The organism is Aeromonas sanarellii, assembly GCF_000820085.1.
GTDB lineage: Bacteria > Pseudomonadota > Gammaproteobacteria > Enterobacterales > Aeromonadaceae > Aeromonas > Aeromonas sanarellii.
Window position 1 is genome coordinate 18,447 of sequence record NZ_CDBN01000066.1, and the last position, 20,368, is coordinate 38,814.

Here is a 20,368-nt window from a genome sequence, read left to right on the forward strand (position 1 = left end):
CCAGTGGCTCCCTCTTTTTTATGCCACAGGGGCTGGCCGGCGTCTCCTCAGCGGTCGCGATCCCAGTCGCGGCAGGCCTGGCGCAGCCGTCGTTTCAGCTGGCGCAGGGTGCGTTGTCGCTGCGCCGCCGACAGGGGGGCATAACGCCAGCGCCGGTAGAGCCAGGCGCCCTGTTGCAGCGGCCGCGCCAGGGCGGGTCTGAGGCTGGCGAGCCGTTCGCACCAGCTGGCCAGGCTCTCCCCCGCCAGGGGCTGCCAGCCGTGGCGGGCGGCGCGCCGGCGCAGGGGCTGCCATAGCCGCAGCCGGATCGGGGCTGGGCCGGTCCAGAGCAGCAGGCCGCCCACCAGGCCGGCCACCCCCAGCAGGGCGGCCAGAATAAGCCAGTGGGTATGGCCTAAGAGTCCCGGCCAGCGTTGCCCCAGCCGTTGCCACAGGCTGGCCGCGTCATAGTTGAGCACCCAGCGGGCCCATTGGTACTCGAGGTTGGCCCCCCACCAGCGCAACTGGTTGAGCAGGGCCCAGTGGCGATAGCGCTGCAGGGAGAGGGGGTCGGCGGCGGTGAACTCGCCGCCAAGGGCCGCCGGCATGCCCTCCTCGATGCGCCGGGGGGCTACCACGGCCGTGGGATCGAGCCGCTGCCAGCGGTCATTTTCATCCAGATATTCCACCCAGGCATGGGCATCGAACTGGTGCACCTCCAGATAGTTGCCCCTGGGATTCCACTCGCCGCCGAGGTAGCCGGTCACCAGCCGGGCCGGAATGCCGGCCGCCCGCAGCACGAACGCGGTGGCCGTAGCGTAGTGACCGCAAAAGCCGCGCCGGCTCTCGAACAAGAAGTCATCCACCCCGTCCTGCCCCAGCCGCGGCGGCTGCAGGGTGTAGTAGAAGTCGCCTTCGCGAAATTCGCCGAGCAGGGCGGCGGCCAGCGCCCCGGCCCCCGGATGGCGGGTCTTGAGCCGCAGGGCGTAAGCCCGGGCCTTGGGGTTGCCGCCGGCGGGCAGTTGCAGGTTGAGGTGGCGGGCTGCCTGGCTGGCAGGCGGCGCCGTGGCGGCCGTGCTGACCCGGTAGCTGATGCGACCATCCCCCCTGTCCTGGCGATAGAGGGTGGCGAGGGGACTCAAGGTGACAGGGCCGCTCAGCACCTCGGGGTCGGCCAGGGCCAGGGTCCAGCGGTGGCGCTGGGGTTCGGCGATCACCTGGTAACCGCCGGCGGGCAGCGGCGTCACCGGGCTTGTCGATGGCTGCCCCCGCGTGGGTTGGGAGTGCTGCCAGCGGCGCACCTGGTCGCTGAGCAGCCAGCGCCGGCCATCGAACAGCTCCTGGCGCATCAGCGGGAAGTAGCGCTCCCCCGGCGGGGGCGGCGCTTCGGCGAAGCTGATGCGAAAGGCCAGTTCGGAGGAGTTGACCAGCTCGCCGATGTCGCCGGGGGCCACCTCTTCAGAGAGGCCGGAAAGAGCCCGGCTGCTGCTCGGCATCTGCCAGAGCGGCGCTAGCCTCGGCAGCAGCAGGAACAGGGTGAGCAGCAGGGGGCCGGCCAGCAGCAGGATGATCCCGGCACTGCGCCACAGCCGTCGGCCGAGGGGCTGCACCGCCGCCAGCAGGGTGGTGACCGCCAGCCAGAGCGCTCCCGCCATCGCCAGGGCCCAGCCCATGCTCTGCCGTTGCACCAGCGCCAGCGCGACGAGAAAGAAGGCGAGCAGCAGCACCTGCTCCACATCCCGCTCCCGGCGCACCTCGACGAGCTTGAGGCCGTAGCCGAGCCAGAGCAGGTTGATGAGGGCCGGCAGGGTGCCCAGTTGGCGCCACTGCCAGGCCAGCAGCGCGACGCCGAGCATGGCCAGCAGTGCGAGCATGGTGGCGGGCGGGGGACGCCAGCCCCGCCACAGCATCATGGCCCGCACGCCCAGGGTGAGCAGCGAGACGGCCACGACCCAGAGCTGCAGCTGGGGCCAGAGGGCCGGGATCAGCAACAGTTGCAGCAGGGCGAGGAGCGGCAGCAGGCGCCGGTTATCGAGCAGCATCGGTGTCGGCCTCCTGCGCAGGATCCTCGGCATCGACGCGGGCCAGGGCCAGCCGGCAGCGCTGGAGGAAGGCGGGGTCGCAGCCCGGTCCCAGCATCCGGCCCGCCAGGGTCAGGGTGAAGGGGATGCCCCGCCTGGCATAGTCGCCGCACCACCAGGCGAGCACTGCCAGCCGCTGCTCCAGATCCCGGCCGCCGACCCGCTGCAGGCTGAGGTGGGTATCATCCTGCCCCGGCTCGCAGAACTGTTTCACCAGCAGTCCGCGTCCCTGGGCGAGCTGCTTCCAGGCGACCCGGCTGAGCGGCTCCCCGCCCTGGTGGGCCCGCAGCGTGTCGAAATCCCCCACCGAGGCCGGGGTGGGCTGCCCCCGGCTGCCCGCCGCATCGCTCGTGGCTTCCCCGCGCAGGGGGCCGTACTCGGGGGTCGGGGCGAGCCAGCCCTCCAGCTGCAGGTCCAGCAGGGACCAGCAGCGAAACAGGCCCAGGGGGTAGCGGCTCTCCACCCGCAGCCTCTCCAGCGGCAGGCGTCCGCGCCGGATGCCCTGCACCGGCAGGAGCAGGGGTTGGGGGACCGCATCGGCCTGCGCCAGCCAGAGCCGCCCCTCGTTCAGGGAAAATTGCAGCGCCTGCAGCGGCCGTTCGCTGCGCACCGTGATGGACATGGGCAAGGGGTTGCCCGCCTCACCCAGCACGGCAGGCCCCCCCAGCAGAGACAGTCCCAGCAGGTTGCGGTGGGTGAGCCACATGGTGACCATGAACAGGCTGCCGAGGGCGTAGGCCACCAGGAGCACCAGGTTGTTCTGGTAGTTGGTGCCGAGCAGATAGATGGCCAGCATCACCAGCAGATAGCAGAGGCCGAGCCGGGTAGGCAGGATGAACAGGCTGCGCGAGCCCAGGGTGATCTGGCGTGCCGGCGGGATGCGCCGGGCCAGCCAGCGTCGCTGCCACCCGGCTCTGCGCTGGCGCCAGCTCATCAGGGGCGATCCGGATCGACCCGGGCCAGCAGGCGCTGGCTCAGGGGGCAGGCCTCACCGCGCTGCACCCCGAAGCTGCCCCTGAGCCTGTGCTCGGCCACGTAGGGGAAGACGGCCTGCACATCCTCCACGCTGACGAAGCGGCGGCCCGCCACCAGGGCCCAGGCCCGGCTCACCGCCAGCAGGGTCTGGGCGGCGCGGGGCGAGAGCGGCTGCGGCAGCTCGGCATCGAAGCGGCTCTGCTGCACCAGGGCCAGCAGGTAGTCGAGGCTGGCATCGGAGAGGTGGATCTGCGCCGCCTCGGCCTGCAGGGCGGCGAGGTCTGCGGCATCCAGCTGGCGCTCGAGGGGGCGGGTCTGACTGGCCCCGCGCAGCAGCCGCCGCTCCGCCTCCGGGGTCGGAAAGCCGAGGGAGAGGCGCACGGCGAAGCGGTCGAGCTGGGATTCCGGCAGGGGATAGGTGCCCGATTGATCCGCCGGGTTCTGGGTGGCGATGACGAAGAAGGGGGAGGGGAGCGGGTGACTCTGCCCTTCGATGCTCACCTTGCCCTCGGCCATGGCCTCCAGCAGGGCGCTCTGCACCTTGGGGCTGGCGCGGTTGATCTCGTCCGCCAGCAGCACCTGGGCGAAGACGGGGCCCGGGTGAAAGCGAAACTGCTGCTGGTGGGCATCAAAGATCTGCAGCCCCAGCAGGTCGGCCGGCAGCAGATCGGCGGTGAACTGCACCCGCCGGCAGTCGAGGCCCAGCACCTGTGCCAGGGCGTGGGCCAGGGTGGTCTTGCCCATGCCGGGCAGATCCTCGATCAGCAGGTGGCCCCGGGCTAGCAGGGTCACCAGCGCTATTTTGAGCTGCAACGGCTTGCCGAGGATCACCTGCTCCAGTGCCGTCAGCAGCCGGGTTATCTGTGGTTGTGTCTGCACGCGCGCCTCCCTCTTCGTTGCCGCCCCTACAGCTTATACGCCAGCCGCCGGGCAAGGGGGGGCAAGTCATGGATAACCCATTGAAACTGGGCTATTTGAACGCCGACTTCACATCGGCTTCACAGAGCCTCATATTGCGCACACCTTGAGGGATTAGGCTGGGAGCACTGCCAGGCACCCAGGCAGCACATTCGACTTATGACAAGAGGAGTAGACCCGATGCAACAACGACAATCCATCCTGTGGGGGGCCGTGGCCACCCTGATGTGGGCCGGTCTGGCCCATGCAGGTGAGGCTTCACCGGTCGATCCCCTGCGCCCCGTGGTGGATGCCAGCATCCAGCCGCTGCTCAAGGAGCACAGGATCCCGGGCATGGCGGTGGCCGTGCTCAAGGATGGCAAGGCCCACTATTTCAATTACGGGGTGGCCAACCGGGAGAGCGGGGCCGGCGTCAGCGAGCAGACCCTGTTCGAGATAGGATCCGTGAGCAAGCCCCTGACTGCGACCCTGGGGGCCTATGCGGTGGTCAAGGGAGCGATGCAGCTGGATGACAAGGCGAGCCGGCACGCGCCCTGGCTCAAGGGATCCGCCTTTGACAGCATCACCATGGGGGAGCTTGCCACCTACAGCGCCGGAGGCCTGCCACTGCAATTCCCCGAGGAGGTGGATTCATCCGAGAAGATGCGCGCCTACTACCGCCAGTGGGCCCCTGTCTATTCGCCGGGCTCCCATCGCCAGTACTCCAACCCCAGCATAGGGCTGTTCGGCCACCTGGCGGCGAGCAGCCTGAAGCAGCCATTTGCCCAGTTGATGGAGCAGACCCTGCTGCCCGGGCTCGGCATGCACCACACCTATGTCAATGTGCCGAAGCAGGCCATGGCGAGTTATGCCTATGGCTATTCGAAAGAGGACAAGCCCATCCGGGTCAACCCTGGCATGCTGGCGGACGAGGCCTACGGCATCAAGACCAGCTCGGCGGATCTGCTCGCCTTCGTGAAGGCCAACATCGGCGGGGTTGATGGCAAGGCGTTGCAGCAGGCCATCTCCCTGACCCACAAAGGGCATTACTCGGTAGGCGGGATGACCCAGGGACTGGGTTGGGAGAGTTACGCCTATCCCGTCACCGAGCAGATATTGCTGGCGGGCAACTCCCCGGCGGTGATTTACAATGCCAACCCGGTCAAACCTGTTGCCGCGTCCCAAGAGACGGGGTTGGCGCGACTCTATAACAAGACCGGCTCGACCAATGGCTTTGGCGCCTATGTGGCCTTCGTGCCGGCCAGGGGGATCGGCATCGTCATGCTGGCCAATCGCAACTACCCCAACGAGGCGCGCATCAAGGCGGCCCACGCCATCCTGGCGCAGTTGGCCGGGTGACAGAAAGAGGGCGGTACATTCGGTGAATGTGCCGCCCTTTTTCTGGTGCTGGGGGAATACCCCCGTTAGTCGTACTGCTCTTCCATCCAGGCCTCGACGATGAGCTGGGCGGAGACGCCATCCACGCTGCCCTTGTCCAGGGCCTTGTAGCCGCCACGCTCGAACAGGCGGGCGCGTGCATCCGTGGTGGTGAGCCGCTCGTCCTTGAACTCCACCGGCTTGCCGAAGCGGCCGTGCAGGCGGTTGCCAAACTTGCGGGCCCGCACCGTGATCTCCTGATCCGTGCCGTCCATGTTGAGCGGCAATCCCACCACCAGCAGGTCCGGCTGCCACTCCTTGAGCAATTTCTCTATCTCGTCCCAGTTGGGGATGCCGTCGTTGGCCTTGAGGGAACGAAGGGGGCGGGCACTGCCGGTGATCTCCTGGCCGATGGCGACACCTATGCTCTTGGTGCCGTAATCAAAGCCCATGATGCTGCGTGATGACATGGGGTTCCTTACAACGGAATGAGTAAAAGGGGCCCTTGGGGCCCGCTTGGTACAAGGCTAGCTATGCCCCACCTGGCTGGAGAGGTGCAGGGGATTGACGCCTATGCTGATGGCGACAATGGCCTGCGGCCAGCGTTGGCGGTGCATCAAGGTATCAAACCGCATCAGCTATGCCCCACCTGGCTGGAGAGATGCAGGGGATTGACGCCTATGCTCGCGGCGGCCTGTTGCCAGCGCAGGTGGATGGGGGTGTCGAAGACCAGTTTGGGATTGGGCGGGATCACCAGCCAGGCGCCATCCGCCAGCTCCTGCTCCAGCTGCCCGGCGCTCCAGCCGGCGTAGCCGAGGGCCACCAGCCAGTGGTCCGGGGCTTGGTCGGTGCCCAGGGTCTCGAGGATGTCCTTGGAGGTGGTGACCATCATCTCGTCGCTCACCTGCAGGGTGGAGTTGAAGCCGGGCCTGAAGCTGTGCAGCACGAAGCCGCGATCCCCGTGCACCGGGCCGCCCTGCAGCACCGGCTGCTTCATCTCGGCCGTATCGGGGGGGCTCAGCTTGAGCTTGGTCAGCATGGTGTCCAGGGACATGTCGACCGGAATGTTGACCACCAGGCCCATGGCGCCTTCGCTGCTGTGCTCGCACAGGTAGACCAGGGAGCGCTGGAAATAGGCGTCCGTGAGGCTCGGCATGGCGAGCAGGAAGTGATTTTGCAATGTCTGCATAGAGTGCATAGGACTAATAGTGCAAAGGTAGTTGGGGTGATTATGGCAGTTAGGGGCGGCAGGCAAAACCGCTTTTTGCGACCGGGGAAGGCGGTGGATCGCCCCGGCGCAAGGGGATGAACGGGGCCTTTGAAGACCCCGGTCGGTTTTATTTACCCAGTCGGCGCTCGATGGCATCCATCAGCATGGCGCTGATGTGCACCGGGAAGGCCGCCTCTATCTCGCGGATGCAGGTGGGGCTGGTGACGTTAATCTCGGTCAGGCGATCGCCGATGATGTCGAGGCCGACGAAGATGAGCCCCTTCTCCTTCAGGGTCGGGCCCACCGCGCGGGCGATGGCCCAGTCGGCCTCGCTCAGGGGACGGGCCTCGCCACGGCCGCCGGCGGCCAGGTTGCCGCGGGTCTCGCCCTGGGCCGGGATGCGCGCCAGGCAGTAGGGCACCGGCTCGCCGTCCACCACCAGCACCCGCTTGTCCCCCTCCTTGATGGCGGGCAGATAGGTCTGGGCCATGCAGTACTGGCTGCCGTGGGCGGTGAGCGTCTCGATGATGACGCCGACGTTGGCGTCATTCTCCTTCATGCGGAAGATGGAGGCGCCGCCCATGCCGTCCAGGGGCTTGAGGATCACGTCCTTGTGCTCGGCGTGGAAGGCGCGCAGCTTGTCGGCGCGGCGGGTCACCAGCGTGGTCGGGGTGTGCTCGGCAAACCAGGCGGTGTAGAGCTTCTCGTTGGCGTCGCGCAGGCTCTGGGGCTTGTTGACGATGAGGCAGCCCTCGTCCTCGGCCCGCTCCAGCATGTAGGTGGCGTAGATGAACTCGGTGTCGAAGGGGGGATCCTTGCGCATCAGGATCACGTCCAGGGTGGAGAGGGGCTGATCCACCACCTCGCCCAGGGTGAACCAGTGGGCGTAATCATGCCTGACGGTGAGCGGACGCATGGTGCCAAACGCCCGTCCAGCCTCCATGTAGAGATCCTTCATCTCCAGATAGAACAGCTCGTAGCCGCGCTTTTGCGCCTCTTCGAGCATGGCGAAGCTGGAGTCCTTCTTGATGTTGATGGCCGAGATGGGGTCCATCACGATGCCGAGTTTAATGGTCATCCGAGTTTCCTTCCTAATGGCTCGATAGGGTTGTAGGGTCGATTAGCGCAGCGTAATCGGCCGTTTGAGGCTGCCATGATGTGATGCGCCACGCGGCTTATCGACACCGCCAGATAGTATCAAGCGAGATCGCCGAAGCGACACTGCAGCGCCGTGATGGCGGTCAGGGCGGCGGTTTCGGTGCGCAGCACCCTAGGCCCCAGCAGCATCTCCTTGAAGTCTTCCTGCACGGTACGGGCGATCTCGTCGCTGGACAAGCCCCCTTCCGGGCCGATCAGCAGGCGCACCCCGTGCTCCGGTACCGGCAGGGTGTTGATGCTGTAGGGCGCTCGCGGGTGCAGGTTGAGCTTGAGCTCTTTCGTTTCTTCCGCGAGCCAGGCATCCAGCTCCATGGGCATACGCACTTCGGGCACGGTATTGCGGCCGCACTGCTCGCAGGCGCTGATCACCACCTTCTGCCACTGCTCGCGCTTCTTCTCCAACCGATCCGCCGGCAGCTTGACGCCGCAACGCTCGGAGAAGAGCGGGGTGATGCAGGTGACGCCGAGCTCCACGGATTTCTGGATGGTGAAGTCCATCTTGTCGCCGCGGCTGATCACCTGGCCCAGGTGAATGGCAAGGGGCGATTCCACCGACTGGGTGTCGCAACGGTCGATGCGCACCTCCACCGACTTTTTGCCCACATTCGTGATGGTGGCGGGGTACTGGTGGCCGTCGCCGTTGAACAGCTCGAGCTGCTGGCCCGGCTGCATGCGCAGCACCCGGCCGATGTGGTTGGCACCGTCTTCCGACAGGGCCAGGGTCTGGCCCGCCTGCAGGGGGGCCGGTTCATAGATACGTGGGATGCGCATGGCTCAATTCTGTCTCTCGCTCAAGGGAAGGGATGTTAAATCCCTTGTGCCCATAGATGGGGCTATTGGCACTGCTTTTCAATGAAGGGATTGGTATTGCCCTGCAGTTTGCCGATGCGGCGGTTGCGCTCGCACTCCCAGCGATCCGCCGGATAGAGGCGATCCCAGGCCTCGAACAGTTTACGCTGTTGGGCGGCGAGGCGCAGCCCGTACTGCTCGCTCATGTAGAGATAGGCACGGGCGATCTGGCCACGCACCGGCCCCTTGGGCGGCTGCACCCGGCGATCCTTGAAGTCCACCAGCATCTGGCACTTGCCGTACTGGTTCGGCTTGCCGTTCCAGTCGGAGAAGCGGAAGTTCGCCCGATCGCCGTTCACCTCGCCGATGGCGGGGAAGAGGTTGTGCATGTCCCCCTCCATCCTGTTGAACTCGTCGCTCTTGCCGCAGTTCTTGCGGCCCCCCTCCTGCCAGCACTGCAGCTGGTGGCCGAACTCCCAGGCGGGTACCACGTGCTCCCACTCGATGCGCGAGGCCCGCTCGGCCTGCTTGCGCGGCAGGTAGCCGCAACTCTCCCAGTCGGGGGCCATCTTCTTGCCGCTGAACTTGATGTTGCAGCCGCAGTAGAAGGTGGTGGGGTGGCTCTGGTAGAGCTTGTTCAGATCCTGTTTGGCGGCGCGAAAGGTCTGGATGTTGTCGGCATGGGCCGGGGCGCTGACCAGCAGGGCCAGGCAGAGGGAGAGCAGAGGGCGAAACATGAATATCCTTGGCAATGAAACAGTTGAGTGAAGAAGATGCGCACACTATCACAGGGGCGCGACACAGGGTGACTCAATCCGCCGTGGTGTCGCGCTGCCACACCAGGGGCTGGCGACAGCGACGGCAGTGATAGCGGGCCTCGCCGCGCATCACCTTGTTGTGGCGGCGCACCGAGAGGGGATGCTGCTGACAGGCGCAGGCGTAAACGAAGGTGCGCTGGGCCAGCACGCCGAGATCGAAGCTGTGGGTGGTACTGGGCTCGAGACCGAACAGCTCCCGCATCACCGACTGCCACTGGCGGCCGTGGGGCAGTACCCGGCTCTTGCCGCGCCCCTCTCCCCAGAGCGCATGGACCAGCAGGTGGGCCACCTCGTGGGGCACCACTTCCCTGAGAAACGCCTGCTGATTGGCCTGATAGAGCGTCGGATTGAAACGCAGCTCCCAGGTCTGCAGCCGAGCCGATCCTGCCGCCCGGCCCCGCATGTTGCAGTGGACCTGCGGGCGGGGGAAGGGGCGGCCAAGGCGCGTTTCGGCCTGCACAAAGCAGGCCTCGACGCGCGTGAGCAGCGTCTCGATGAGGGCGGGGTCGAGCCGGGTAGCGGTGGCAGGCATGGGATCCTCGGGACAGGACACAAAAGCAAAAGGGGAGCCAGGCTCCCCTTTTATCACAACGGCCAGCCTTACAGACCGGCGGCGTCGCGCAGCAGAGCGGCCTTGTCGGTCTTCTCCCAGGGGAACTCGTCGCGACCGAAGTGGCCGTAGGCGGCGGTCGCCTGGTAGATGGGGCGCTTCAGATCCAGCATCTCGATCAGGCCATAGGGGCGCAGTTCGAAGAACTCGCGCACCAGCTTGACCAGCAGCTCCTCGGCCACCTTGCCGGTACCGAAGGTCTCGACGCTGATGGAGGTGGGCTCGGCCACGCCGATGGCGTAGGAGACCTGCACTTCACAGCGGGCAGCCAGACCCGCGGCGACGATGTTCTTGGCCACGTAGCGGGCGGCGTAGGCGGCGGAACGGTCCACCTTGGACGGGTCCTTGCCGGAGAAGGCGCCACCACCGTGACGGGCCATGCCGCCGTAGGTGTCGACGATGATCTTGCGACCGGTCAGGCCGCAGTCACCCATGGGGCCGCCGATGACGAAACGGCCGGTCGGGTTGATGAAGTACTTGGTGTCCTTGGTGATCCACTCGGCCGGCAGCACCGGCTTGATGATCTCCTCGCGCACCGCTTCCACCAGGTCCTTGTGGCTGATGGAGTCGCAATGCTGGGTGGAGAGGACCACGGCATCGACACCCAGGATCTTGCCTGCGTCGTCGTAGGCGAAGGTCAGCTGGCTCTTGGCATCCGGGCGCAGCCACGGCAGGGTGCCGTTCTTGCGCACTTCTGCCTGACGCTTCACCAGCAGGTGAGAGTAGGTGATGGGCGCGGGCATCAGCACGTCGGTTTCGTTGGTGGCGTAACCGAACATCAGGCCCTGGTCACCGGCACCCTGCTCGTACGGGTCGGTACGGTCGACGCCCTGGTTGATGTCCGGGGACTGCTTGCCGATGGCGTTCAGCACGGCGCAGGAGTCGGCGTCGAAGCCCATGTCGGAGTGGGTGTAACCGATCTCGCGCACGGTGTCGCGCACGATCTGCTCGATGTCGACCCAGGCAGAGGTGGTCACTTCACCGGCGACCATCACCATGCCGGTCTTGACCAGGGTTTCACAGGCGACGCGCGCCTTGGTGTCCTGTTCCAGGATGGCGTCCAGCACCGCATCGGAGATCTGGTCGGCGATTTTATCGGGATGGCCTTCGGAGACCGACTCGGAAGTAAACAGCTTTGCCATGTTTGGTTCTCAATTCGTAAGGGTTATCGCCTTGGCCATAACCGGATAATGACAGAATGACTGTAGAGGTATCTACATCTGGACGTCTATTTTAGTTAGGTCACCGGGTGATTGCCAGCACTATTTGGGGTTGGAGTCGACCGGGGCAAGGCTCGGGGTGGATCCACCTCCATGGGGGTAAACGAGGGGGCGGATTGAATCGTTTTCCCGCAGCAGAAAAGCGATTGTGCTCTCAAAGCCACTTTATTCGCCCAGATAATATTTGCACGCCGCGCCCCCTGCTGGGACAATAACGCGCCTTAATCTTGGCCATCAAATGAAGCAATCGCAGGAGATACAGATGCCTTCTCGTAAAGAGCTTGCCAATGCCATTCGCGCATTGAGTATGGATGCCGTTCAAAAAGCCAACTCCGGTCACCCGGGCGCCCCCATGGGAATGGCGGATATCGCTGAAGTGCTGTGGCGCAGCCACCTGAAACACAACCCGAACAACCCCAAGTGGGCCGACCGCGACCGTTTCATTCTCTCCAACGGCCACGGCTCCATGCTGCTGTACTCCCTGCTGCACCTCTCCGGTTATGACCTCTCCATCGACGATCTGAAAAACTTCCGCCAACTGCACTCTCGCACCCCGGGTCACCCGGAGTACGGTTATGCACCGGGCGTTGAAACCACCACGGGTCCGCTGGGTCAGGGCATCACCAACGCAGTCGGCATGGCGATCGCCGAGAAGGCCATGGCCGAGCAGTTCAACCAGCCGGGCTTTGATGTCGTCGACCACTACACCTACGCCTTCATGGGCGACGGCTGCCTGATGGAAGGTATCTCCCACGAGGCCTGCTCCCTGGCCGGCACCCTGGGTCTGGGCAAGCTGATCGCGTTCTGGGATGACAACGGTATCTCCATCGACGGTCACGTGGAAGGCTGGTTCACCGACGACACTCCCAAGCGCTTCGAAGCCTACGGCTGGCACGTCATCCCGTCCGTTGACGGTCACAACCCGGAGGCCATCAACGCTGCCATCGAAGCCGCCAAGGCCGAGACCGGCAAGCCGACCCTGATCTGCTGCCGCACCATCATCGGTTACGGTTCCCCGAACAAATCCGGCTCCCACGACTGCCACGGCGCACCGCTGGGCAACGACGAGATCGCCGCCGCCCGTGCCTTCCTGAAGTGGGACCACGCGCCGTTCGTGATCCCGTCCGAGATCGCCGCCGAGTGGAACGGTCAGGAGAAGGGCGCCAAGCTCGAATCCGACTGGGCTGCCAAGTTCGCCGCCTATGAAGCCGCTCACCCGGCCCTGGCTGCCGAATTCAAGCGCCGCACTGCTGGCGAGCTGCCGGCCAACTGGGCCGCCGAATCCGCCAAGATCATCGAAACCCTGCAGGCCAACCCGGCCAAGATCGCGACCCGCAAGGCCTCCCAGAATTCCCTGGAAGCCTTCGGCAAGCTGCTGCCGGAATTCATGGGCGGCTCCGCGGATCTCGCGCCGTCCAACCTGACCATGTGGTCTGGCTCCAAGTCCCTGACCCCCGAGAGCGCCGCAGGCAACTACATCCACTACGGCGTGCGCGAGTTCGGCATGTCCGCCATCATGAACGGCATCGCCCTGCACGGTGGTTTCATCCCCTACGGCGCCACCTTCCTGATGTTCATGGAGTACGCCCGCAACGCCCTGCGCATGGCCGCCCTGATGAAGCAGCGCGCCATCTTCGTCTACACCCACGACTCCATCGGTCTGGGTGAAGATGGCCCGACCCACCAGCCGGTCGAGCAGATCGCCTCCCTGCGTCTGACCCCGAACATGAGCACCTGGCGTCCCTGTGACCAGGTAGAGTCCGCCATCGCCTGGAAACACGCCATCGAGCGTACCGACGGCCCGACCTCCCTGATCTTCTCCCGTCAGAACCTGGCCCAGATGGACCGCACCGCCCAGCAACTGGCCGATGCCGCCAAGGGGGGTTACGTGCTGAAGGATTGCGCCGGTACTCCGGAGCTGATCCTGATCGCCACCGGTTCCGAAGTGGAGCTGGCCGTGGCTGCCTATGAGCAGCTGACTGCCAAGGGCCGTGCCGTGCGTGTGGTCTCCATCCCCTCTACCGACATGTTCGACGCCCAGTCCGCCGAGTACAAGGAGTCCGTCCTGCCGGCCGCCGTCACCAAGCGCGTGGCCATCGAAGCGGGCATCGCCGACTACTGGTACAAGTACGTGGGCTTTGGCGGCAAGATCATCGGCATGCGCACCTTCGGTGAGTCCGCCCCGGCCGAGCTCTTGTTCAAGGAATTCGGCTTTACCGTGGAAAACGTGGTGGCGACCGCTGAGTCCCTGTAATTGCTGAATATTGGGTCAATCTGACCCAATAGCCGGAACGATTAAACGCCCTCCATCGCAAGATGGGGGGCGTTTTTTATCAACTGTATTTATTTTAGCGCGATGGCGGGTCAGCCTTGGAAATAGAATTGATATTCTCGATGTAATATTTTTAGTGATCTCATTTTCTGTGATGATTATATTTTTGGTGCCATATGATCCCTTTTTGAATATGCTATGCCTCTGGCTGATATTTTCTCCATGGTTAATCTCGTATCGTTCCGGACGGAATGTGGTTGGTAAACGATGTTATCGCTCTACAGGGTTGGTAGTGTTTCGTTAAATTATCAATAAAGAAGGCCATATATGGCGCTTGATAAGGATGGGGTGTGGGTAATGGCGTGTTCTATTGTGATTGATAAGACAGAGGGGAAACTGAAGATAAATGCTGATTCTTATGACTTGAGCAGGATCTCTGATGTGCAAGTAAAAAGACTGACATGGAGGGATAAACTGATAAACATGTTATTACTTGGGCTGATCACATCAAGCATTCTTTTCTATTTCATTCCGCCTGAAGCTCAGGGTAAGGGAATGACGTTATTTCTCCCCGCAGTCGCGTTTCTGTCCGGCATGGTGATGGCCCTGATCACCAGTGCAAAGTACGTTCTCAGGCTGGAATTTGAACACACCGATGAAACTGGCGTGCAGTGGATCACTGTTGCCAAGGGCAGAACTGCACAGGAGTATGAGGTTTTTAAATTGAAAGAGGCGGAGCTGAAGTCGTTCCTTGGATAAGGAATACCCTTCTTCAACTTCAGGGGCAAGGTTGTTGCCCGATGAAAGAGACCGGCCATCAGCCGGTCTCTTTGTTATTTACTGCAACCTTACACCTGCGGCGGGGTGCTTTCCGCATTGGACATCACCGCATCCATCTGCACCAGGGCGCCGGCGGGCAGTTCGCTTACACCGATCACGGTGCGGGCGGGGTGGTAGCCCGGGAAGTACTGGGTATAGATGGCGTTGACCGCCTCCAGATCCTCGATGTTCTTCAGCTGGATATTGACCTTGACGATATCGTCCATCACGTGGCCGATGCTCTCCACAATAGTCTTGATATGGCCGAGGCACTGGGCGGTCTGCTCACGGACGCAGCCGGTCAGCACCTTGCCGGTGGCCATGTCGATCGGCAGCTGGCCGGCGATATGGTTGTAGTGGGAGAAGGCCACGGTCTGGGTGTGCAAGGGGCTGCGCGGCGCCTTGTCGGTATTGCGGGCGCGGATCACCAGGTTGTGGCGGTCTTCCACCAGTTGGGGCGGGGTGCCGTCACCGTGGGAGATGACCGCATCCATCTGCACCCGGGCACCCAGCGGCAGGGCCGCTGCACTGATCACCGAGCGGGCCGGCAGGTAGGCGGCGGCGCGGGCGATGGCCGAATCCGGGAAGAAGGTGGTGTAGACCTCGTTGACGGCCTCCAGATCCGCCAGGTTGGTCAGATAGACAGTCACCTTGACGATATCGTCGAAGGGCACGTCTATCCCCTCCAGCACGGTCTTGATATTTCGCAGGCACTGGGCGGCCTGTTCGCGGATGCCGCCGTCAATCAGGGCGCCGGAGGCCGGATCGAGCGGCAGCTGGGCACCGATATTGTTGTAGTGGGAGAAGGCGACGCTCTGGCAGGAGAGCGGGTCTTGCGGGGCGCGATCGCTGTTTCGGGCGAGCTTGATCAGGGGGCAGGGGGCCTGCGGGAAGGTGCCTTCCCCGTTGGAGAGCAGGGCATCCATCTGAACGGCGGCGCCGAGCGGCAGGGCCGCCACGGCGAGCACGGTGCGGGTCGGCAGAGAGTGGGGGAAGAACTCGCGATAGACGGTATCGACCGTCTCCAGATCTCCCATGTCTTTGAGGAAGAGAGTGACTTTCACCATGTCCTCCATGCCGTGGCCGATGCTCTGGACTATGGCCTGAATATTGGTGAGGCACTGTCTGGCCTGCGCCTGGATATCCCCCTCGATCAGCTTGCCCGTCCTGGGATCGACGGGGAGCTGGGCGGCAATATTGTTGTAGTGGGAGAAGGCCACGCTCTGGGTATAGGGGCCCAGATCCTGAGGCGCATTGGGGGTATTTCTGGCGGATTTGATGATGGTACCACTCATGGCGATACTCCTTTTTCAAGCATTATTGGTGTAGGTACGGGTCACCCTCCCTCATCCTCCGATAGCCGTCCCGGCTCAGGAACGAGCGGGCACTCCTCTTTATTTCGGCAATGGCCAGCCATGCCCGGCAAATAATGACGGGTGGCAGACGTTGCCTCGAATAATGAGTCGTAGTCGCCTGCACAGGCGAACGGATAACAGAGATATGGATTGGGTTGGTTATTTCAGACAGGGGGATTCTATGGGTGGCAACCAGGGGATGCAAACCGGGATCGCATTTCTATGAGGTGGCTCAATGCTCTGAAAAATAGCGAAAATGCGGTTCAATTCACGATATATGGCGGCTGGTCTGGGGTGATAACGCGTTTTATCAGGGGAATGGCCGTCGCATGCGGGTTTGTGTCGAGGCGCCCTTGAACAATGGTGTGAATAAAGGGTTAAACATCGGCGATATTCTGCTGTTCATGCATCCAGATATGAATGGCTATGCATTTTATGCCAATGGGTGGGGCTGTCGGCAATATCAAAAATATGCTAGCCAGTGCCCGCTTTCGGTCCTTGAAACCGCAGCTGGAAATATGATTCACCCGGGCTGCATGGTGACAATGTCGTCGACAAAAGCGAGCCGCCGCCATCAGTCAATCCGGGCTGAAAATGGCATCCAGATTTATGCAATGAAATTGCAGCGGAAAAAAGAAGGAGGATGCGCAGGGTCGATAAGGTCTGCCGGCAGAGCCGGACAAGGGTGAGGCAGGACAATGACAGAGAGGGCGGCATGTGCCGCCCTCTCCATCTTGGCGTGAGCGGGTTGCCCGCTCAGGCGGGGTAGAGGGCGCCCAGCACCGCGGGTCGGCTGGCGCCGGTCACCGCGGGCAGGTTGCCCGGCTTGCGCTGGATAAAGCGCATCGCCAGCCAGGCAAAGGCGGCCCCTTCCACCCAGTCGGGGGCAATCCCCAGCTCGGCGGTGCTGACCAGGCGCCACCGGGGCAGCAGGGCGGCGAGCTCCGCCAGCAGGGGGGCGTTGTGGGCGCCGCCGCCGCAGATAAAGAGCGCTCCCGTCGCATCGGGCTCAAGCACGGGCAGTTGGCGGGCGATGCTGTGGCAGGTCAGCGCCTGCAGGGTACGCTGCACGTCCACCGGGGCATAAGTGCCCCCTGCCAGCTCGCCATCGAGCCAGTCGAGGGTGAACATCTCCCGCCCCGTGCTCTTGGGGTGGGGGGCGGCAAAGTAGGGGTGGGCCAGCATGCGGTCAAGCAGGTCGGGAACAAGCCGGCCACCAGCCGCCCAGCGGCCACCCGCGTCGTAGTCGCCCCCCATGGGGTGGTGACGGCGATACCAGCCATCGAGCAGGGTATTGGCGGGGCCGGTATCGAAGCCATAGACCCCTGAACCGGAGCCCCCGTCGGCGTGGCCAGGCAGCACAGAGATATTGGCGATGCCGCCGAGGTTCAGCACCACCCGCAGGGCGCCCGGCTTGGCAAAAATGGCTTGATGGAAGGCGGGGACCAGGGGAGCCCCCTGGCCGCCGAGGGCCATGTCCAGGGTGCGAAAATCGGCGATGACGTCGATGCCGGTCAGGGCCGCCAGCAGGGCCGCATTGCCGATCTGCAGGGTGAAGCCGAGTTGCGGGCGGTGGCGTATGGTCTGGCCGTGAGAGCCGATGGCGCTAATGTCGGCCGGTTTCAGCCCGGCCTTGGCGAGCAGGGCCTGGGTCGCGGCGGCGAATTCCCGCGCCACCAGGTTGTCGGCGACCCCCATGCGATCGATCTCGTTGTCGCCCGGGGTGCAGAGGGCGTGCAGCTCGCGGGCGGTCTCCGCTGGCCAGGGGTGGCACAGCGCCGCCTCTACCCGAAGTGCTTCCCCATCCATCGTCACCAGCACGGCGTCTATGCCATCCAGGCTGGTTCCCGACATCAATCCGATATAGCGCTCACTCATGGTTTATCCCCGTATGCAAGGAGAAAGGAGCCTGCCTCGATGCCATGCCCGGTTACGGTTCCCGACATCCATCCGAAATAGCGCTCACTCATGGTCTATCCCCGTATGCAAGGAGAAAGGAGCCTGCCTCGATGCCATGCCCGATTGCGGTTCCCGACATCCATCCGAAATAGCGCTCACTCATGGTTTCTCCTTGTGCTCTCTCCATGACGGCCAATTGCCGCAGTCGGGCCGGTCTTAGCCGCCGTTGCTGTCCCGTTTGTTCTGGGCCAGTTGCAGCTCGGTGCTGTCCAGCTTGGCCAGCTGGGGCATGGCCTGGGCCTTGAAGTTGGCCAGCGCCCGACCGCTGAGGGTCTCGGCCTGGGGCAGGGTGAGGGTGCGCGGATTCTTGTGCACGCCCCCGACCACGAATTCATAGTGCAGGTGCGGGCCCGTGACCCGGCCTGTGCCGCCGAGCAGGCCTATGGTCTGGCCCTGCTTGACCCGCTGCCCCTTGTTGACGGTGCGCTTGGAGAGGTGCAGGTACTTGGTGACGTAGTTGCCGGCGTGCTTGATGAAGACGTAGTTGCCGTTGAACTGGTTGTAGCCGGCGGCCACCACGCTGCCTGAGCCCGCCGCCATGATGGGGGTGCCCACCGGCGCCACGTAGTCGATGCCGTTGTGGGGGCGTACCTTGCCGGTGACTGGGTGCAGGCGGCGCGGGTTGAAGTTGGAGCTGATGTATTTGAAGTTGACCGGCGCGCGCAGGAAGCTCTTGCGCATCGCCTTGCCTTCCGGGGTGTAGTAGTTGCCATCCTCGTTCAGCACGGCGCGATAGGTGGCGCCCTGGTTGACGAACTCGGCGGCCAGGATGTCGCCGGAGGCGACCCGCTCGTCATCCTGGTACTTCTCTTCGTAGACCACCCGGAAGCTGTCCCCCGGTTGCAGGTCCTGGGCGAAGTCGATGTCCCAGCCGAAGATGGCGGCGAGATCCATGATCTGGTCCTCGGTCATGCCAGCGTCGACGGCGGCGCCCCAGAAGCTGGAGCGGATCTCCCCCCTGGCCACCTGCTCGCGGGTGTCGAGCTCGAGCTTCACCGGCCTGGCCACGAAGCCCTCGGCCTTGCGGCTCACCTTGAGCGCCTGCTCCAGGCTGTGGGGGTAGTAGAGGCTGTGCAAATCCCCGTTCCTGGTGAGCTTGAAGGTGAGCTCCTGGCCGGGTTGCAGGGTTCGCAATGGGTTGGTGGCCTCCAGCTGGGCGATGAGGTAGAGATCGCTGGCGCTGAGGCCGAGGCGCTGGAAGATGACCTGCATGTTGTCGCCGCGGCGCACCTTCACCTGTTTGGTGACATAGCTCGGCTTGGGCGGAGTGACGGGCTCGGCCCGGGCCAGCAGCGCCTCTTCGTCGACCCGCTGCTCGACGGCCAGCTCGTTGTCGTTGTCATCGACCCGGGTGGCGACTGCCTGTTCGCTTGGCCAGGCTGCCAGCATCATGATCATGATGCTCAGGATCAGCACCATCTTGCGGTGCCAGGTAGGAAGAGAATTGAAGGCGTGCCAAAGGACCATGAGAAGCAGACGAAGTTGAACCCAGAAGAAGGTCGGAGTTTACCGCCTTTCCAATTGGCCCGCCATTCCAGTAATATGTCTGGCCCTGTGGAATCGTGATTGGAGAGTCAAAAAATGTCCCAGCTCGAGGTGGCGCTAGCCGAGATCAAGCGCGGAGCGGAAGAAATTCTGGTTGAAGAAGAACTGGTCGCCAAGTTGAAGGAAGGGCGCCCGCTGCGCATCAAGCTGGGGATGGACCCGACCGCGCCGGACATCCACCTGGGTCATACCGTGATCCTCAACAAGCTGAAGACCTTCCAGGATCTGGGCCACGAAGTGATCCTGCTGATCGGCGACTTCACCGCCATGGTGGGTGACCCCTCCGGCAAGAACGCCACCCGTCCGCCGCTCTCCGAAGAGGCCATCAAGCACAACGCCCTCACCTATGCCGAGCAGGCGTTCAAGATCCTGGACCCGGCCAAGACCCGCATCGAGTACAACTCCACCTGGCTGAGCGAGCTGGGCGCGACCGGCATGATCAAGCTGGCGGCCAAGCAGACCGTGGCCCGTATGATGGAGCGCGACGACTTCAAGAAGCGCTACAGCAACGGCCAGTCCATCGCCATTCACGAATTCCTCTATCCGCTGCTGCAAGGCTATGACTCGGTCGCGCTCAAGGCGGACGTCGAGCTGGGCGGTACCGACCAGAAGTTCAACCTGCTGATGGGCCGCGAGCTGCAAAAAGATGCCGGCATGGCGACCCAGTGCGTGCTGATGATGCCGCTCTTGGTGGGCCTGGACGGCGTCAAGAAGATGTCCAAGTCCGCCGCCAACTACATCGGCGTACACGACGCCCCGGGTGAGATGTTCGGCAAGATCATGTCCATCACCGACGATCTGATGTGGAACTACTACGAGCTGCTCTCCTTCCGTCCGCTGGCTGAAATCGAAGAGTTCAAGGCCGGCATCGCCGCCGGTACCCTGAACCCCCGCGACGTGAAGATCTGGCTGGCCAAGGAGATCATCGCCCGCTACCACGACGCCGCGGCGGCCGAGGCGGCCCACGAAGACTTCACCCAGCGTTTCTCCAAGAACGCCATCCCGGACGAGATGCCGGAGGTCGAGCTGGCCCTGGAAGGGGACGGGCTGGCCATCGCCAACCTGCTGAAAGATGCCGATCTGGTGGCCACCACCTCCGAGGCGCTGCGCATGATCAAGCAGGGTGCGGTGAAGGTTGATGGCGAGAAGCTGGAAGATGGCAAGGCACTCATCGGTGCCGGCACCGCCGTCTACCAGGTCGGCAAGCGCAAGTTTGCCAGGGTGACCGTCAAGTAAGTTCCTTGCGCGTCACACCGCCATGAAGAAGGCCTCCCTTGCGGAGGCCTTCTTGTTTTTGGGGTCGG

18 protein-coding genes are annotated in these 20,368 nt (G+C 63.8%); 5 read left to right on the forward strand and 13 right to left on the reverse strand.

Annotation, left to right across the window (positions count from 1 at the left end):
• Positions 1–47 precede the first annotated feature (47 nt).
• Genes BN1132_RS12965 through BN1132_RS12975 form a run of 3 tightly spaced genes read right to left on the reverse strand, consistent with a single transcriptional unit; the run spans position 48 to position 3,914 of the window.
• Complete coding sequence (locus BN1132_RS12965) at positions 48–2,021, reverse strand: transglutaminase TgpA family protein (protein ID WP_042078090.1); 1,974 nt, start codon at positions 2,019–2,021, stop codon at positions 48–50.
• On the reverse strand, positions 2,008–2,994 hold the full coding sequence (locus BN1132_RS12970) for a DUF58 domain-containing protein (protein ID WP_042078092.1): 987 nt from the start codon (positions 2,992–2,994) through the stop codon (positions 2,008–2,010). The genes BN1132_RS12965 and BN1132_RS12970 overlap by 14 nt, the downstream gene beginning before the upstream one ends.
• Positions 2,994–3,914, reverse strand: coding sequence for an AAA family ATPase (locus BN1132_RS12975; protein ID WP_042078094.1), 921 nt, complete (start codon positions 3,912–3,914; stop codon positions 2,994–2,996). Before BN1132_RS12975 ends, BN1132_RS12970 begins: the two co-directional genes overlap by 1 nt.
• A 219-nt stretch (positions 3,915–4,133) precedes the next feature.
• Between BN1132_RS12975 and blaMOX the strand changes: the two genes are divergently transcribed.
• A complete protein-coding gene (blaMOX, locus tag BN1132_RS12980) occupies positions 4,134–5,291 on the forward strand; it encodes a CMY-1/MOX family class C beta-lactamase (RefSeq protein ID WP_042078096.1) in 1,158 nt (385 codons plus the stop codon).
• A 65-nt stretch (positions 5,292–5,356) separates the two neighbouring features.
• Here blaMOX and ruvX read toward each other — a convergent pair whose 3' ends face one another.
• The 7 genes from ruvX to metK all read right to left on the reverse strand — a co-directional run bounded on the left by ruvX (position 5,357) and on the right by metK (position 11,036).
• Complete coding sequence (gene ruvX, locus BN1132_RS12985) at positions 5,357–5,779, reverse strand: Holliday junction resolvase RuvX (protein WP_012477381.1); 423 nt, start codon at positions 5,777–5,779, stop codon at positions 5,357–5,359.
• 164 nt (positions 5,780–5,943) lie between these two features.
• On the reverse strand, positions 5,944–6,498 hold the full coding sequence (locus BN1132_RS12990) for a YqgE/AlgH family protein (protein ID WP_041038546.1): 555 nt from the start codon (positions 6,496–6,498) through the stop codon (positions 5,944–5,946).
• A gap of 148 nt (positions 6,499–6,646) precedes the next feature.
• Entirely contained in the window at positions 6,647–7,597 is a 951-nt protein-coding gene (gene gshB / locus BN1132_RS12995; protein ID WP_042078100.1) for a glutathione synthase, read from the reverse strand.
• A gap of 119 nt (positions 7,598–7,716) precedes the next feature.
• Positions 7,717–8,448 carry a 16S rRNA (uracil(1498)-N(3))-methyltransferase gene (gene rsmE, locus BN1132_RS13000; RefSeq protein WP_042078102.1) on the reverse strand — a complete coding sequence of 244 codons (732 nt, stop codon included), beginning with the start codon at positions 8,446–8,448 and terminating at the stop codon, positions 7,717–7,719.
• 62 nt (positions 8,449–8,510) lie between these two features.
• A complete protein-coding gene (locus BN1132_RS13005) occupies positions 8,511–9,203 on the reverse strand; it encodes an endonuclease (protein ID WP_042078104.1) in 693 nt (230 codons plus the stop codon).
• A gap of 73 nt (positions 9,204–9,276) precedes the next feature.
• Complete coding sequence (locus tag BN1132_RS13010) at positions 9,277–9,816, reverse strand: SprT family zinc-dependent metalloprotease (RefSeq protein WP_042078105.1); 540 nt, start codon at positions 9,814–9,816, stop codon at positions 9,277–9,279.
• A 68-nt stretch (positions 9,817–9,884) separates the two neighbouring features.
• Positions 9,885–11,036: a methionine adenosyltransferase gene (metK, locus tag BN1132_RS13015; protein WP_042078106.1), complete on the reverse strand. Its 1,152-nt coding sequence runs from the start codon at positions 11,034–11,036 to the stop codon at positions 9,885–9,887.
• A 340-nt stretch (positions 11,037–11,376) separates the two neighbouring features.
• Between metK and tkt the strand changes: the two genes are divergently transcribed.
• Together tkt and BN1132_RS20290 are read left to right on the forward strand one after the other, a co-directional pair.
• Positions 11,377–13,368, forward strand: coding sequence for a transketolase (gene tkt, locus BN1132_RS13020; RefSeq protein WP_042078107.1), 1,992 nt, complete (start codon positions 11,377–11,379; stop codon positions 13,366–13,368).
• Positions 13,369–13,713: 345 nt separating this feature from the next.
• On the forward strand, positions 13,714–14,145 hold the full coding sequence (locus BN1132_RS20290) for a hypothetical protein (RefSeq protein ID WP_244462942.1): 432 nt from the start codon (positions 13,714–13,716) through the stop codon (positions 14,143–14,145).
• Between the two features lie 89 nt (positions 14,146–14,234).
• On the opposite strand, the gene BN1132_RS13030 is transcribed toward BN1132_RS20290, so the two are convergent.
• Positions 14,235–15,500, reverse strand: coding sequence for a RidA family protein (locus BN1132_RS13030; RefSeq protein ID WP_042078108.1), 1,266 nt, complete (start codon positions 15,498–15,500; stop codon positions 14,235–14,237).
• Positions 15,501–15,913: 413 nt separating this feature from the next.
• Between BN1132_RS13030 and BN1132_RS20010 the strand changes: the two genes are divergently transcribed.
• A complete protein-coding gene (locus tag BN1132_RS20010) occupies positions 15,914–16,249 on the forward strand; it encodes a hypothetical protein (RefSeq protein WP_157005431.1) in 336 nt (111 codons plus the stop codon).
• 67 nt (positions 16,250–16,316) lie between these two features.
• Here the strand turns inward: BN1132_RS20010 and BN1132_RS13035 are convergent, their stop codons facing one another.
• A complete protein-coding gene (locus tag BN1132_RS13035; RefSeq protein ID WP_042078109.1) occupies positions 16,317–17,438 on the reverse strand; it encodes an anhydro-N-acetylmuramic acid kinase in 1,122 nt (373 codons plus the stop codon).
• A gap of 237 nt (positions 17,439–17,675) precedes the next feature.
• Positions 17,676–18,986, reverse strand: a complete 1,311-nt coding sequence (locus BN1132_RS13040) for a peptidoglycan DD-metalloendopeptidase family protein (protein WP_042078110.1) — start codon at positions 18,984–18,986, stop codon at positions 17,676–17,678.
• Between the two features lie 114 nt (positions 18,987–19,100).
• Here BN1132_RS13040 and tyrS point away from each other — a divergent pair, with 114 nt between their 5' ends.
• Positions 19,101–20,300: a tyrosine--tRNA ligase gene (tyrS, locus tag BN1132_RS13045; protein WP_042078111.1), complete on the forward strand. Its 1,200-nt coding sequence runs from the start codon at positions 19,101–19,103 to the stop codon at positions 20,298–20,300.
• The last annotated feature ends 68 nt before the right edge of the window (positions 20,301–20,368 follow it).